Source organism: Bradyrhizobium sp. WBOS07 (genome assembly GCF_024585165.1).
Taxonomy (GTDB): Bacteria; Pseudomonadota; Alphaproteobacteria; order Rhizobiales; family Xanthobacteraceae; genus Bradyrhizobium; species Bradyrhizobium japonicum_B.
In genome coordinates this window covers 3,044,364-3,058,991 of sequence record NZ_CP029008.1, presented here as the reverse complement: position 1 = coordinate 3,058,991, position 14,628 = coordinate 3,044,364, and the positions used below count along the sequence as shown (strand labels likewise).

The window sequence follows — 14,628 nt, the reverse complement described above, 5'->3', positions numbered from 1 at the left end:
CTTTAAGTAGGGCCTCGCCGTGGATGCCGCGTTGGGTCTTCCCATCCTGGTCGGCTTGATCGCCGTCGCGCTGCTGTTCGACTTCCTGAACGGCCTGCACGACGCCGCCAATTCGATCGCGACCATCGTCTCCACCCGCGTGCTGCGGCCGCAATTCGCGGTGTTCTGGGCCGCCTTCTTCAACTTCATCGCCTTCATGGTGTTCGGGCTGCACGTCGCCCAGACCATTGGCACCGGCATCATCGATCCCGCGATCGTCGATCCCCAGGTGATCTTCGCCGCGCTGGTCGGCGCCATCGTCTGGAACCTGGTGACCTGGGCGCTCGGCATCCCGTCCTCGTCCTCGCACGCGCTGATCGGCGGGCTCGTCGGCGGCGGCATGGCCAAGGCCGGGATCTCGGCTGCGGTGTGGACTGGATTGTCCAAGACGGTGCTGGCGATCGTGCTGTCGCCGCTGGTCGGCTTCCTGCTCGCGATGATGCTGGTGGCGATCGTGTCCTGGGCCTCGGTGCGCTCGACGCCGTTCGCGGTCGATCGCGCCTTCCGCATCCTTCAGTTCGCCTCCGCCTCGCTCTATTCGCTCGGCCATGGCGGCAACGACGCGCAGAAGACCATGGGCATCATTGCGGTGCTGCTGTATTCGCAGGGCCATCTCGGCAGCGACTTCTCGGTGCCGTTCTGGGTGGTGCTGTCGTGCCAGGCGGCGATGGCGCTGGGCACCTTGATGGGCGGCTGGCGCATCGTCCGCACCATGGGCCTGCGCATCACCAAGCTGACGCCGATGCAGGGCTTCTGCGCCGAGACCGGAGGCGCGGCGACCCTGTTCATGGCGACCTTCCTCGGAGTCCCCGTCTCGACCACGCACACCATCACCGGCGCCATCGTCGGCGTCGGCGCGGCCCGCCGCGTCTCGGCGGTGCGCTGGAACGTGGCAAGCTCGATCGTCTATGCCTGGGTGATCACGATTCCGGCGTCGGGCATCGTCGCAGCGCTGACCTGGTGGGCGGTCCAGCTCTTCGTCAAGTGACGAGCTTCAGCCCGACGATCCCGGCGACGATCAGGCCGATGCTGGCAAGCCGCAGCGCCGTGGCCGGCTCCCCGAACAGGATGATGCCCAGCGTCGCGGTGCCGACCGCGCCGATCCCGGTCCACACCGCATAGGCGGTTCCGACCGGCAGCGATTTGAGCGCGAGGCCGAGCAGGACGACGCTGCCAGCCATGGCCACCAGCGTGACGACGGACGGAACAAGCCTGGTAAAACCCTCGGTGTATTTCAGGCCGATCGCCCAGGTGATCTCGAGAAGCCCGGCGACGAACAGGATGCTCCAGGCCATGACGACCCTCCATTCAGGCAGGGTCGTCCCCGCGGCTGAGGTGCTGAGAAACGGAAGGCCGTCCTTCCCGAAAAGCGATATGGGGCTGGCCGAATGGCTCTGCAATCACCAAATGAGGCTTGATCAGGCCCGTTTTCCCTGCCACACGCTCCCGCCATGTCCGACATCGCCATCACCACAGCCGAATCGCCGGCCCGTTCCCCGCTTGCCGCTGAAGTGGCGCGGCGGCGCACCTTTGCGATCATCTCGCATCCCGACGCCGGCAAGACCACGCTGACCGAGAAGCTGCTGCTGTTCGGCGGCGCCATCAACCTGGCCGGCCAGGTCAAGGCCAAGGGCGAGCGGCGCAACACCCGCTCGGATTGGATGAAGATCGAGCGCGAGCGCGGCATCTCGGTCGTGACCTCGGTCATGACCTTCGAGTTCGAGGGCCTCGTCTTCAACCTGCTGGACACGCCGGGCCACGAGGACTTTTCGGAAGACACCTATCGCACGCTCACCGCGGTCGATTCCGCCGTCATGGTGATCGACGCCGCCAAGGGCATCGAGGCGCGCACCCGCAAGCTGTTCGAGGTGTGCCGCCTGCGGGATATTCCGATCATCACCTTCATCAACAAGATGGACCGCGAGAGCCGCGACGTGTTCGAGCTGCTCGACGAGATCGAGAAGACGCTGGCGCTCGACACCACGCCGATGACCTGGCCGGTCGGCCGCGGCCGTGACTTCCTCGGCACCTATGACGTCGTCAATGGCGGCGTGCGCCTGCTCGAAGGCGGCGGCGCCAAGACCGGCGCGGCCCAGCAGATCGCGATCGAGGAGCTCGCCAAGCTCAACGCCAATCTCGACGTCTCCGCGGTGAAGGACGAGCTCGAGCTCGTCACCGAGGCCTCGAAACCGTTCGAGCTCGAGGCGTTTCGCGAAGGCCATCTGACGCCGGTCTATTTCGGCAGCGCGCTGCGCAATTTCGGTGTCGGCGACCTCCTGGAAGGCCTCGGCAAGTTCGCGCCCGAGCCGCGCGCGCAGGACAGCGACCAGCGCAGGGTCGAGGCCACCGATCCGCGCATGAGCGCCTTCGTGTTCAAGATCCAGGCCAACATGGATCCGAACCACCGCGACCGCATCGCGTTCGCGCGCCTCTGCTCGGGCAAGCTCAGCCGCGGCATGAAGGCCAAGCTGGTGCGCACCGGCAAGAGCATGCCGCTGTCGAGCCCGCAATTCTTCTTTGCCCAGGACCGCTCGGTCGCGGACGAGGCCTTCGCCGGCGACGTCGTCGGCATCCCCAACCACGGCACGCTGCGCATCGGCGACACCCTGACCGAGGGCGAGGATTTCAACTTCGTCGGCGTGCCGAGCTTCGCGCCGGAAATCGTCCGCCGGGTGCGGCTCACCGACGCGATGAAGGCCAAGAAGCTGAAGGAAGCGCTGCAGCAGATGTCGGAAGAAGGCGTGGTGCAGGTGTTCCGCCCGCGCGACGGCGCCCCGGCATTGGTCGGTGTCGTCGGCGCGCTGCAGCTCGACGTGCTGAAGGCGCGGCTCGAGGCGGAATATTCGCTGCCGGTCGAGTTCGAGGTCAGCGAATTCCAGCTGGCGCGCTGGGTCTCCTCGGAGGACCGCAAGAAGCTCGATGCCTTCATCGCCGCCAACACCTCCAGCATCGCCGACGACGTCGACGGCGATCCCGTGTATCTCGCCAGGAACGAGTTCTATCTCGGCTACACCAAGGAGCGCGCCGAGGGCATCGAGTTCACCAACGTCAAGGACGTGAAGAAGAAGGGGTAGCGGGGCGCGTTGTGGCCCCGCGGTTAGCTACACACTGTCATTCCCCGCGAAGGCGGGGAATCCAGTACTCCGCAGCCCATCGATTCGATCATTGTCGTCACGGCGTACTGGGTCGCCCGGTCAAGCCGGGCGACGACGCCGGAGTTGAACGCGAGCATGTGAACGCGTCTCGGCTTGACGTGTTCATTCCCGATGCCACGTTCGCGTGATGTGGCGCAGCATTCCCGTCATCATCCTGCTGACGATCTCGACGGCTGCCGCCGACGCGCGGCCGCGCCAGATCAATCCGATTCCGTTCGCCCATGAGCCGTGCAGCGTGCTCGACAACAGGCCCTGCACGCCGTCCTATTGCAGCCCGCTGGAGCCGGGCCCCTGCATCCCCGAGATCGATTACCCCTATGGCCAGAACCTCCAGCTCACCATCCAGAGCGTTCCATCGGAGGCGGACCGCGCCAAATATCACAAGCCCGATCACGATCTCGATACGATCGGCGACCTCTTCGCCGCGTTGCGCAGCTGCTGGTCGCCGCCATCGGACAATGCGCGCGCGGGCATGCAGATGTCGGTGCGCTTCAGCTTCAACAGGGACGGCGGCCTGATCGGCCCGCCGCGTCTCACATATGCGACGCCCGGGGTGCCCGCACAGACCCGAACCACCTATCTCAACGCCATCAATTCATCGCTGAAAGCCTGCCTGCCGCTGAAATTCACCGGCGGTCTCGGCGGCGCGCTGGCAGGCCGGCCGATCGCCATCCGCTATGTCGACAATCGACAGATCGGTCGGTAGCGCACGAGTTGCGGCCCGCAGCCGATCGGTGATACGCCATTGCCGGGGGCTGCTTTGCGGGGAGGATGTCGTGGGTCTGCTGGTCATGATCCTGGGGCTGGTGCTGTTCTTTGCGGCCCATGTTTTCACAACCAAACGAGACGCGCGCGCGCAGGCGATCGCAAGACTGGGTGAGGGGACCTACAAGATCCTCTACGCGCTGGTCTCGCTGGCGGGGCTCGCGTTGATCATCTGGGGTTACGCCCACTACCGCGCCACCGGCTGGATCGACGTCTGGTATCCGCCGAAGGCGATGAAGCACATCACGCTCGCGCTGATGCTGCCCGCCGTGATCCTGGTCGTGGCGTCCTATCTGCGCGGCCGCATCTACGCGACGCTGGAGCATCCGATGCTGGCCGGCGTCAAGCTGTGGGCTGCGGCGCATCTTTTGGCCAATGGCGATCTCGGCTCCATCATCCTGTTCGGCTCGTTCCTGGGCTGGGCCGTCTATGACCGCATCTCGCTTAAAGCTCGCACCGACGCCGGCGGCCCGCCGATTCCCGTCGGCGGCGTCACCAACGATCTGATTGCGGTCGGGGTCGGCGTGGTCGCCTATGTGGCCCTGGCGTTCGCGTTCCATCCGGTCGTGATTGGCGTGCCGGTCGTGGGGGTGTAGCTAGCCGCTCAGCGCAAGACCGATCCGCGCAGCCGTGCGCGGAACGTGACATAAGCAACAAGCCGAGGGCGTTCCGATGGACTGGTCGCAATCTCAGATTCCGCCGATGCGGCTCGAGGCGCGGTTCGGCGATCGGGTGGTGCCGGCGTTTTGCGATCGGCCGGCGAGCCTGTGGACGATGGTCGCGGACGCCTGCGCCCGCAATCCGGTTGGTGAGGCATTGATTGCGGGCAATGTCCGGCTCAGCTGGCGGCAGGCCGTGGAGCAGGCGACACGGATCGCGGCGGGCTTTCGCAAGCTGGGCTTGCAGCGCGGCGACCGCGTCGCGATCCTGCTCGGCAACCGCATCGAATTTCCGCTGCTGCTGTTTGCCGCAGCACATGAGGGACTGGTCACGGTGCTGCTGAGCACGCGTCAGCAGAAGCCGGAGATCGCCTATGTGCTCGCCGATTGCGGCGCGAAGATCCTGATCCACGATGCCTCGCTCGCCGAGCGGCTGCCCGACGCGCAGGACGTGCCCGATCTGATCCATCGCATCGCCATCGACGAGGATCCGGCCCGATCGCGCTTCGCCGTGCTCGCCGACAACGCGCCGGCACCGGCGCCGGTCGAGGTGAGCGAAGAGGACACCGCGATGATCCTCTACACCTCGGGCACCACGGGCAAGCCGAAGGGCGCGATGCTGGCGCATTGCAATATCGTGCATTCCTCGATGGTGTTCGTGTCCTGCCTGCAATTGACGGGCGCGGACCGCTCGATCGCGGCGGTGCCGCTCGGCCATGTCACCGGCGTGGTCGCCAACATCACCACCATGATCCGCTGCGGCGGCGCGCTGATCATCATGCCGGAGTTCAAAGCCGCCGATTATCTCAAGGTCGCCGCGCGCGAGCGCGTCACCTACACGGTGATGGTGCCGGCGATGTATAATCTCTGCCTGCTGCAGCCCGATTTCGACGGCTACGATCTGTCGAGCTGGCGCATCGGCGGTTTTGGCGGCGCGCCGATGCCGGTCGCGACCATCGAGAAGCTCAAGGCGAAGATTCCCGGCCTGAAGCTGATGAACTGCTACGGCGCGACCGAGACGACGTCGCCTTCGACGATCATGCCGGGCGAGCTGACCGAGAGCCACATCGACAGCGTCGGCCTGCCGTGCCCCGGCGCGCGCATCGTGGCGATGGATCCGGATGGGCGAGAACTGCCGCGTGGCGAGATCGGCGAGCTCTGGATCCAGAGCGCCTCCGTCATCAAGGGCTACTGGAACAATGCCAAGGCGACCGCCGAGAGCTTCACGGGTGGATTCTGGCACTCCGGCGATCTCGGCTCGGTCGATGCGGAAGGGTTTGTCCGCGTGTTCGACCGGCAGAAGGACATGATCAATCGCGGCGGCCTGAAGATCTATTCGGCCGAGGTCGAGTCCGTGCTGGCCGGCCATCCCGCCGTGGTCGAGAGCGCGATCATCGCCAAAGCCTGCCCGGTGCTGGGCGAGCGCGTCCATGCCGTGGTGGTGACGCGGGCGCCGGTGGCCGACAGCGACTTGCGGGCCTGGTGCGCGGAGCGGCTGTCCGACTACAAGGTTCCCGAAACCATGGCGATCACGGCCGACCCGTTGCCCCGTAACGCCAACGGCAAGGTCTTGAAGCGGCAGCTCCGGGAGCTGCCCGGAACTTGAGCCGGGCAGGGCCCATCCGGGCTCTCCCGGGTGGTTAACGCCTTGATCGGGCTCGCTTTGCCTTGCCACCGCCATATCGTTAGGGTACCTCGCCGCCACACGGGGGACGGGATTCCTGACGCGGACGCTTCGGCGCGCGCACCCGGACGGGTATGGGATTAGCATAAGTGTCTGAATTATTTGACGAAGTCGACGAGGAAGTACGTCGCGAACAGTTCAAGAAGCTGTGGGACAAGTATTCGATCTACTTCATCGCCCTGATGGTGCTGGTCGTGGCCGCGGCCGCTGGCTGGCAGGGCTACAAGTACTTTGAGGCCAAGAAGGCCGCCGAGGCCGGTGCCGCCTTCGAGAAGGCGGCGGAGCTGTCCGAGCAGGACAAGCACGCCGAGGCTGAGGCCGCCTTCACCGAGCTCGCCGCCAAGGCGCCGTCGGGTTATCGCACCCTGGCGCGGCTGCGCGCCGCCGCCGAGGCTGCCGCGCGCGATCCCAAGGCCGCCGCGAAGATGTATGACGATCTTGCTGCCGACCGCAGCGTCGGCGGTGAGTGGCAGGATCTGGCGAAGATCCGCGCCGCTGGCCTCGTGCTCGACAGCGCCAGCTATGCCGACATGCTGCAGCGGCTGGAGCCTTCCGCGGCGCCCAAGGCGACCTACCGCCACAGCGCCCGCGAGATGCTGGCGCTCTCGGCCTGGCGCAACAACGACATGACCGCGGCCCGCAAATGGCTCGACGCGATTGCCGAGGACAATGAAACGCCCCCCGGCCTGCGCTCGCGCGCCGAGGCGCTCCAGGCCCTGCTGCCGCCCGTCGCCAAAAGCTGACCCAAGAGCTGATAAGAGCTGACAAGAGCTGACGACAGACGGGCCCTCTGACGTAAACGAGACACACGATGCGCCGTACGCCACGCTTGATCGCAGCCGCCGTCCTGATCGCCTTCACCGGCGTCCTGGGCGGCTGCTCCAGCTTCGATCCAAGCGACTTGCTCGACTTCCTCGATACCAAGAAGAAGCTGCCGGGCGACCGCAAGCCGGTCTTCCCCGAAGGTGTGCCGGGCCTCGAGCAGGGCGTGCCGAAGGATCTGTACAAGGGCGCGCAGCAGCAGCCCGATCCGAACGTGCCCGCCGTCGCGGCTTTGCCCGCGGAGCCGCCGCCCGAGCCGGCCAGGCCGGGGAAGGGCGCCAAGGCGAAGCAGACCAGGCAGCCGGCCGCTGCCGTCGCGCCGGCCGAGGCGCCTGCCGGCGAGGTCGACGGCGAGGCCCAGCCTGAGGCGGCACCACCCACGGCCGCTCCGCCGCCCAAGCACAAGATCGTCCGCAAGCGCACCACCGCGCCGCCGCCGGATCAGCCGGTCCAGCAGGCGCAGCCGACCCAGACCACGCAGCAGCAATCGCAGGGCGCTTTCCCGGCGCCGCTGCCGAGCGGCAGCTTCTCGCGCTGATCATTCATTTCATTGACACGCGCAGCCCCGGCAGCGCACGAATGACCGATGTCCTTCACGATCGCCATCATCGGCCGGCCCAATGTCGGCAAATCGACGCTGTTCAACCGTCTGGTCGGACAGAAGCTCGCGCTCGTCGATGATCTGCCGGGTGTCACCCGCGACCGCCGCGAGGGCGAGGCCAGGCTCGGCGATCTCCACTTCACCATCATCGACACCGCCGGGCTCGACGAGGGCGCCAAGGGCTCGCTGACCGCGCGCATGCAGGAGCAGACCGAGGCCGCGATCGCGCAAGCCGACGCGCTGTTCTTCGTCATCGATGCCCGCATCGGCCTCACGCCGACCGATCGCGCCTTCGCCGATTTCGCCCGCAAGGCCGACAAGCCGGTGCTGCTGATCGCCAACAAGAGCGAGGGCAAGCACGGCGATGCCGGCGCGATGGAAGCCTTCGCGCTCGGCCTTGGCGATCCCATCCAGATCTCGGCCGAGCACGGCGAGGGCATGGGCGAGCTCTACGATGCGCTTGCCAAGCTGATGCCGGAGCCCGTCGACGAAGACGAGATCGAGGACGACGCGCCGCTCTCCGAGGAAGAGGCCGCGACGCGCCCGATCCGCGTCGCCATCGTCGGCCGGCCCAATGCCGGCAAGTCGACGCTGATCAACCATCTGCTCGGCGAAGAGCGGCTGCTGACGAGCCCGGAGGCCGGCACCACGCGCGATTCCATCGCGGTCGAGATCAACTGGAAGGGCCGCGATTTTCGCGTGTTCGACACCGCCGGCCTGCGCCGGCGTTCGCGCATCGAGGAGAAGCTGGAAAAGCTCTCGGTCGCCGATGCACTGCGCGCGGTGCGCTTTGCCGAAGTCGTCGTGCTGATGATGGACACGCAAAACCGCTTCGAGGAGCAGGATCTGCGCATCGCCGATCTGATCGAGCGCGAGGGCCGCGCCATCGTGCTCGCCGTCAACAAATGGGACCTGATGGAGACCAAGGGCGGCGGCGCGATCTCGACTTTGCGCCGTGATGCCGACCACTGGCTGCCGCAGGTCAAGGGCGTGCCTATTGTCGCCGTCTCGGGCCTGATGGGCGAAGGCATCGACCGCCTGATGCAGGCGATCCAGGACGCCTATGCGGTCTGGAACAGGCGCGTGCCGACCTCGGCGCTCAATCGCTGGTTCGAGCAGGCGGTCCAGGCCAACCCGCCGCCGGCGGTGTCCGGCCGCAGGCTGAAGTTGAACTACATCACGCAGAACAAGGCGCGTCCGCCGAGCTTCGTGCTGTTCTGCTCGCGCGCCGACGCGGTGCCGCAATCCTATCTGCGCTATCTCACCAATTCCATGCGCGAGAGCTTCGATCTGCCGGGCACGCCGGTGCGCATCACGCTGCGCGAGAAGGCCAATCCGTTCGCGCACAAGCGCAAGCGCCCTTCATGAGTGAGGGTGCCGGCGAGGCGGCGGCGCAAGATGCAGCGCCGGCCCGGCGCGGCGCGGTCGTTTTCATCTTCGTCACCATCCTGCTCGACATGCTCGCGCTCGGCGTGATCATGCCGATCCTGCCGAAGCTGATCGAGAGCTTCGTCGACGACGACACCGCGCACGCGGCCCGCATCTTCGGCCTGTTCGGCACCGCCTGGGCTCTGATGCAGTTCGTGTTCTCGCCGCTGCTCGGCGCGCTCTCCGATCGCTTCGGACGGCGGCCGGTGGTGCTGCTGTCGAATTTCGGCCTGGCCGCCGACTACGTGCTGATGGCGCTGGCCCCGTCTCTGCTCTGGCTGTTCATCGGCCGCGTGATATCAGGCATTACCTCCGCCAGCATCTCGACCGCCTTTGCCTATATCGCCGACATCACGCCGCCGGAGCGGCGCGCGGCGGTCTTCGGCAAGGTCGGCGCTGCCTTCGGGGCTGGCTTCATCTTGGGCCCGGCGCTGGGCGGCCTGCTCGGCGACATCGATCCGCGCCTGCCGTTCTGGGCCTCGGCAGCGCTGAGCTTCGCCAATGCGCTCTATGGATTGTTCGTCCTGCCGGAATCGCTGGCGCCCGACAAGCGCGCGCCGTTCCGCTGGAGGAGTGCCAGTCCGGTCGGGGCACTGCGTCTGTTGCGATCCAACGCGGTGTTGGCCGCCTTGTCGGTCGTGAACTTCATCGCGCAGGTCGCGCATGTCGTGCTGCCCTCGACCTTCGTGCTCTATGCGACCTACCGCTATGGCTGGGATTCCAAGACCGTGGGATTGACGCTGGCGATGGTCGGCATCTGCGCCATGGTGGTGCAGGGGCTCGCGATCGGCCCCATCGTGCGTGTGCTGGGCGAGCGGAACGCGCTGCTGCTCGGCCTGTGCTGCGGCGCGCTCGGCTTCGCGGTCCTGGGCGCGGCGCCGACCGGGCCGTTGTCCTGGATCGGCATTCCCATTCTGGCGCTGTGGGGGATCTCCGGCGCCGCATCGCAAGCCCTGATGACGCGGCTCGTGTCGCCCGATCAGCAGGGCCAGCTGCAGGGTGCGACCGCGAGCGTGCAGAGCGTATCGCAGCTCGTCGGTCCGTTCCTGTTCACGCTGACCTTCTCCTATTTCATCGGCAGCAGCGCGCCGCTGCATCTGCCCGGCGCGCCATTCCTGCTCGCAGCGGTGCTGATGGTGCTGTGCACGGCCATCGCCGTGCGCTCGCTGGCGGCCACGAAGACGGTATCGTAGGGTGGGCAAAGGCGCGCAAGCGCCGTGCCCACGATTTCCTCATGATCGAGACAGGCGGTGGGCACGCTTGCGCTTTGCCCACCCTACGACAGCTGCTGACGGTGCTGTGCGCAGCCATCGCCGTGCGGACGCTAGCAGCCACGAAGACGGTCTCGTAGGGTGGGCAAAGGCGCATAAGCGCCGTGCCCACGATCTGTTCATGAAACGAAGAAATCGTGGGCACGCTTCGCTTTGCCCTACAGCGGCGTTTTCTGAAGCCCCAAACGAAATGCCCGGGACAAGCCCGGGCATGACGTCGTTGAGGCTGTGCGGAGCCGCTACGCGGTCACTTCTTCACCAGCGGACAGTCGCTGTCCTTGAGCGGCTTCGCCGCGTCTTCCGCCGAGATCGTGGCGATCTGCTTGTAATAGTCCCACGGTCCCTTCGACTCCTCCGGCTTCTTCACCTCGAACAGATAGGCCGGGATGAGGCGGCGTCCGTCCTGGCGCAGCGGCCCGTTGCCGAACAGCGGATCGTTGGTCGGCAGCTCCTTCATCTTGGCGACGACCTTGGCGCCGTCATGCGGATTGCCGCCGAGCGCTTCCATCGCCTTGAGATAGTGCAGCACCATCGCGTAATTGCCGGCCTGGGTCATCGAGGGCATCGCGTTCTTGCTGGCAAGCTTGGAGAACCGCTTGGACCATTCGCGGGTCTTGTCGTTCATGTCCCAGTAGAACGATTCGGTGAAGGTCAGGCCCTGCGCGGTCTTCAGGCCGAGGGAGTGCACGTCGTTGATGAACAGCAGCAGCGCGGCGAGCTTCTGGCCGGCGGAGACGATGCCGAATTCGGCCGCCTGCTTGATCGAGTTCGTGGTGTCGCCGCCGGCATTGGCAAGGCCCACGACCTTGGCCTTGGACGATTGTGCCTGCAGCAGGAAGGACGAGAAGTCCGCAGTGTTGATCGGATGCTTGACGCTGCCGAGCACCTTGCCGCCGTTCGCGGTTACGACCGCGGTGGTGTCACGCTCGAGCGCGTGACCGAAGGCATAGTCCGCGGTCAGGAAGAACCAGCTGTCGCCGCCGGCCTTGGTCAGCGCCTTGCCGGTGCCGTTGGCCAGCATGTAGGTGTCGTAGGTGTAGGAGATCGTGTTCGGCGTGCAGGCCTTGCCGGTCAGGTCAGCGGAGGCGGCGCCGGAGTTCAGCAGCACCGCATTCTTTTCCTTGACGAGGTTGCTGACCGCCAGCGCAACGCCGGAGTTCGGCGTGTCCGCGATGGCGTCGACCTTCTCGTTGTCGATCCACTGCCGGGCGATGTTGACGCCGACGTCGGGCTTGTTCTGATGGTCGCCGCTGATGACGTCGATCTTCCAGCCCTTCGCGAGCAGACCGGAATCCTCGACCGCCATCTTGATCGCGACCACGGAGTTCGGGCCGCCGATGTCGGCATAGAGGCTCGACATGTCGTTGAGCACGCCGATCTTGACGGTCTTGTCCTGCGCGAAAGCGGATGTGGCAAAACCGAAGGCGGCACAGGCCAGAAGGGCCGCGGAGCGGCGGGCGAACGTCGTCGTCATAAAAGCTTCCTCCATTGTCAAATATGCGGACGGCTCTCTTGCGGGAGTCTTGGTCCTTCCGATGGCTCTAGCCTGTCCGACGCCCGGCGGCAATGCACCTAAAGCCGGATGACGCTGCGTCGTAGCGTCATCACTCGGTTAACTTTTGGGCAAAATGCGTTGAGACGCTATTTCAGCGTGTCCGATGTCAGCCTGAACTTCCGGATGCGCGTTCCGGTGTCGACCTCGGCGGTATAGGCGTTACCCTTGGCGTCGACCGCCATGGCGTCAATCAGGCCGGCGCGCGGAAGCTCATCAGCGTGCGGGTCTTGTAGTCGTAGAACTTGCCGGTCTCGGTCCAGTCGGGCGCGCACATCGGCACGATGAACTCGGCGACCTGCTCGGGGGTGTCGAGCGTCGCCGGGTCTTCGCCCGGCATCAGCGTGGCGCGCATGCGGGTGCGGACCGGGCCGGGGTTGAACAGGTTGACGCGCAGCTTGGTGTTCGCGGTCTCCTGCGCCCAGGCGCGCGCCAGCGTCTCCAGCGCGGCCTTGGAGGCGGCGTAGGGGCTGACATAGGCGGTCGCCTTGTTGGCGGCGCCCGAGGTGATGAACACGGCGCGGCCGGCGTCGGACTGCCTCAGCAGTGGCTCCATGCAGCGGATCAGCTGGAAGTTGGCGGAGACGTTGATGGCCATCACGTCGGTGAAGCTCTTCAGCTCGATATGGCCGATCGGCGAGGAGGGGCCGAGCACGCCGGCATTGCCGACGAGGATGTCGAGCTTGCCGTAGCGCTCGTGCAGGCCGGCGCCGAGCCGGGCGATGCCGTCGAAATCGGTGAGGTTGAGCGGCACCAAGGTGGCACTGCCGCCGAGCTTGCGGATCTCGTCGTCGAGCTCTTCCAGCCCGCCCTGCGTGCGCGCGGTGGCGACGATATGCGCGCCGGCCTTGGCGAGCGCGAGGGCCGTGGCATAGCCGATGCCGCGCGAGGCGCCGGTGACGAGAGCGATGCGGTCAGCGAGGGGTTTTGTCATCGTCGAATACTTCCGTCATGCCCGGGCGTAGCCGTCTGAAGGACGGCGTCGCTTCCGCTCGCCTACTTCCCGGGCATCCACGTTCTTTGCGGCGGGTATTACAGACGTGGATGGCCGGGACAAGCCCGGCCATGACGAAAAAGAGCAGCCCCTGACGGGCTCGCGCGGACGCCCCGCCGTCAGCTCGCCTCCGCCAGCAGCGACAGCTGCCGCGGCTGCTGCTCGGTCTGGGTCTGGTCGGTGAGGTGGGTCGGATACGCCCCGGTAAAGCAATGATCCGAGAATTTCGGATTGGCGGGGTCGCGGCCGGGCTCGCCCATGGCGCGGTACATGCCGTCGATCGACAGGAAGGCCAGCGAGTCGGCGCCGATGATCTCGCGCATCTCCTCCAGCGAATGCGTCGCCGCCAGAAGGCCGCCGCGGTCGGGCAGGTCGATGCCGTAATAATCGGGATAGAGGATCGGGGGCGAGGCGAGGCGGAAGTGCACTTCCTTGGCGCCGGCATCGCGCATCATGCGCACGATCTTCTTCGAGGTGGTGCCGCGCACCAAGGAGTCGTCGATCAGGATGATGCGCTTGCCCTCGATCGCGGCGCGGTTGGCCGAATGCTTCATGCGCACGCCGGATTCGCGGATCGCCTGCGTCGGCTGGATGAAGGTGCGGCCGACATAATGGTTGCGGATGATGCCGAGCTCGAACGGCACGCCGGAATGCTGGCTGTAGCCGACCGCGGCCGGCACGCCGGAATCCGGCACCGGCACGACGACGTCGATCGGCACGTGGCTCTCGCGCGCGAGCTGGGCCCCGAAGGCCTTGCGGACCTCGTAGACCGAGCGGCCGTGCACGATGGAATCCGGCCGGGAGAAATAGATGTACTCGAAGATGCAGGGACGCGGCGCCATCGGCGGGAACGGCTTGTGGATGTCCTGGCCGTTCTCGTCGAATACGATGACCTCGCCCGGCTCGATGTCGCGAATGAAGCGCGCGCCGATGATGTCGAGCGCGCAGGTCTCCGAGGTCAGGATCGGGCAGCCGTCGAGCTCGCCGAGCACGAGCGGGCGGATGCCGCGCGGATCGCGCGCGCCGACCAGCTTCTTGTTGGTGAGCGAGACCAGCGCATAGGCGCCCTCGATCTCGCGCAGCGCGTCGATGTAGCGCTCGATGAAGCGGCTGCGCCGGGAGCGCGCGACCAGGTGCAGGATCACCTCGGTGTCGGTGGTCGACTGCATCATGGCGCCGCTTCGGACGAGCTCGCGGCGCAGCGTCAGGCCGTTGGTGAGGTTGCCGTTGTGGGCGACGGCGAGGCCGCCGGCATTGAGCTCGGCAAACAGCGGCTGCACGTTGCGCAGGATGGTGGCGCCGGTGGTGGAATAGCGGACGTGGCCGACCGCCATGTTGCCGGGCAGGCGGTCGATCACTTCGCGGCGGGAGAAGGTGTCGCCGACGAGGCCGAGCCGGCGTTCACTGTGAAAACGGCCGCCGTCGTAGGAGACGATGCCGGCGGCCTCCTGGCCGCGGTGCTGAAGCGCATGCAAGCCGAGCGCGGTGATGGCGGCGGCGTCGGGGTGACCGTAGATGCCGAAGACGCCGCATTCCTCGCGCAGCGTATCCCCCTCCAGATCGTCCTGAACCTCGAGCGCGGCCGGACCGGGGCCGGCGTGTGGATCGAGATCGAATTGGGCGTCCTGGTCAGGGTGTCGCATCTCGTCCGCGCCTCT

The 14,628-nt window shown here is 66.5% G+C and carries 13 protein-coding genes; 9 read left to right on the top strand and 4 right to left on the bottom strand.

What is annotated here, in order from left to right:
• Window positions 1-19: 19 nt before the first annotated feature.
• Window positions 20-1,027 carry an inorganic phosphate transporter gene (locus tag DCM79_RS14445; RefSeq protein WP_028136880.1) on the top strand — a complete coding sequence of 336 codons (1,008 nt, stop codon included), beginning with the start codon at window positions 20-22 and terminating at the stop codon, window positions 1,025-1,027.
• On the opposite strand, the gene sugE is transcribed toward DCM79_RS14445, so the two are convergent.
• Window positions 1,020-1,334, bottom strand: a complete 315-nt coding sequence (gene sugE / locus DCM79_RS14440) for a quaternary ammonium compound efflux SMR transporter SugE (RefSeq protein ID WP_257180423.1) — start codon at window positions 1,332-1,334, stop codon at window positions 1,020-1,022. The two genes, DCM79_RS14445 and sugE, sit on opposite strands and share 8 nt — an antisense overlap.
• Window positions 1,335-1,490: 156 nt before the next feature.
• Between sugE and DCM79_RS14435 the strand changes: the two genes are divergently transcribed.
• The 8 genes from DCM79_RS14435 (at window position 1,491) to DCM79_RS14400 (ending at window position 10,346) form a co-directional block, all read left to right on the top strand.
• Entirely contained in the window at window positions 1,491-3,113 is a 1,623-nt protein-coding gene (locus DCM79_RS14435) for a peptide chain release factor 3 (RefSeq protein ID WP_257180422.1), read from the top strand.
• Window positions 3,114-3,321: 208 nt separating this feature from the next.
• The gene (locus DCM79_RS14430) at window positions 3,322-3,900 is read left to right on the top strand and encodes a hypothetical protein (protein WP_257180421.1); all 579 of its coding nucleotides are present in this window, start codon (window positions 3,322-3,324) and stop codon (window positions 3,898-3,900) included.
• Window positions 3,901-3,970: 70 nt separating this feature from the next.
• On the top strand, window positions 3,971-4,555 hold the full coding sequence (locus DCM79_RS14425; RefSeq protein WP_257180420.1) for an NnrU family protein: 585 nt from the start codon (window positions 3,971-3,973) through the stop codon (window positions 4,553-4,555).
• A 76-nt stretch (window positions 4,556-4,631) separates the two neighbouring features.
• Window positions 4,632-6,224 (top strand): class I adenylate-forming enzyme family protein, encoded by a 1,593-nt coding sequence (locus DCM79_RS14420; protein WP_257180419.1) that lies wholly within the window; start codon window positions 4,632-4,634, stop codon window positions 6,222-6,224.
• Between the two features lie 167 nt (window positions 6,225-6,391).
• Window positions 6,392-7,045: a tetratricopeptide repeat protein gene (locus DCM79_RS14415; protein WP_257180418.1), complete on the top strand. Its 654-nt coding sequence runs from the start codon at window positions 6,392-6,394 to the stop codon at window positions 7,043-7,045.
• A gap of 68 nt (window positions 7,046-7,113) precedes the next feature.
• A complete protein-coding gene (locus tag DCM79_RS14410; RefSeq protein ID WP_257180417.1) occupies window positions 7,114-7,662 on the top strand; it encodes a hypothetical protein in 549 nt (182 codons plus the stop codon).
• Between the two features lie 48 nt (window positions 7,663-7,710).
• The gene (der, locus tag DCM79_RS14405) at window positions 7,711-9,093 is read left to right on the top strand and encodes a ribosome biogenesis GTPase Der (RefSeq protein ID WP_257180415.1); all 1,383 of its coding nucleotides are present in this window, start codon (window positions 7,711-7,713) and stop codon (window positions 9,091-9,093) included.
• Entirely contained in the window at window positions 9,090-10,346 is a 1,257-nt protein-coding gene (locus DCM79_RS14400; protein ID WP_257180414.1) for a TCR/Tet family MFS transporter, read from the top strand. Before der ends, DCM79_RS14400 begins: the two co-directional genes overlap by 4 nt.
• Window positions 10,347-10,671: 325 nt before the next feature.
• Here DCM79_RS14400 and DCM79_RS14395 read toward each other — a convergent pair whose 3' ends face one another.
• From DCM79_RS14395 to purF, 3 genes are all read right to left on the bottom strand, one after another.
• Window positions 10,672-11,898 (bottom strand): ABC transporter substrate-binding protein, encoded by a 1,227-nt coding sequence (locus DCM79_RS14395; RefSeq protein ID WP_257180413.1) that lies wholly within the window; start codon window positions 11,896-11,898, stop codon window positions 10,672-10,674.
• A 271-nt stretch (window positions 11,899-12,169) separates the two neighbouring features.
• Entirely contained in the window at window positions 12,170-12,910 is a 741-nt protein-coding gene (locus DCM79_RS14390; protein WP_257180412.1) for an SDR family NAD(P)-dependent oxidoreductase, read from the bottom strand.
• A 179-nt stretch (window positions 12,911-13,089) separates the two neighbouring features.
• The gene (purF, locus tag DCM79_RS14385) at window positions 13,090-14,613 is read right to left on the bottom strand and encodes an amidophosphoribosyltransferase (RefSeq protein WP_028136868.1); all 1,524 of its coding nucleotides are present in this window, start codon (window positions 14,611-14,613) and stop codon (window positions 13,090-13,092) included.
• Window positions 14,614-14,628 lie beyond the last annotated feature (15 nt).

What these genes read in the sequence shown, in the direction of transcription:
- sugE (WP_257180423.1), bottom strand. Translation starts at nt 1,334, where the DNA reads ATGGCCTGGAGCATCCTGTTCGTCGCCGGGCTTCTCGAGATCACCTGG.
- DCM79_RS14435 (WP_257180422.1), top strand. Translation starts at nt 1,491, where the DNA reads ATGTCCGACATCGCCATCACCACAGCCGAATCGCCGGCCCGTTCCCCG.
- DCM79_RS14430 (WP_257180421.1), top strand. Translation starts at nt 3,322, where the DNA reads ATGTGGCGCAGCATTCCCGTCATCATCCTGCTGACGATCTCGACGGCT.
- DCM79_RS14420 (WP_257180419.1), top strand. Translation starts at nt 4,632, where the DNA reads ATGGACTGGTCGCAATCTCAGATTCCGCCGATGCGGCTCGAGGCGCGG.
- DCM79_RS14410 (WP_257180417.1), top strand. Translation starts at nt 7,114, where the DNA reads ATGCGCCGTACGCCACGCTTGATCGCAGCCGCCGTCCTGATCGCCTTC.
- der (WP_257180415.1), top strand. Translation starts at nt 7,711, where the DNA reads ATGTCCTTCACGATCGCCATCATCGGCCGGCCCAATGTCGGCAAATCG.
- DCM79_RS14400 (WP_257180414.1), top strand. Translation starts at nt 9,090, where the DNA reads ATGAGTGAGGGTGCCGGCGAGGCGGCGGCGCAAGATGCAGCGCCGGCC.
- DCM79_RS14395 (WP_257180413.1), bottom strand. Translation starts at nt 11,898, where the DNA reads ATGACGACGACGTTCGCCCGCCGCTCCGCGGCCCTTCTGGCCTGTGCC.
- DCM79_RS14390 (WP_257180412.1), bottom strand. Translation starts at nt 12,910, where the DNA reads ATGACAAAACCCCTCGCTGACCGCATCGCTCTCGTCACCGGCGCCTCG.
- purF (WP_028136868.1), bottom strand. Translation starts at nt 14,613, where the DNA reads ATGCGACACCCTGACCAGGACGCCCAATTCGATCTCGATCCACACGCC.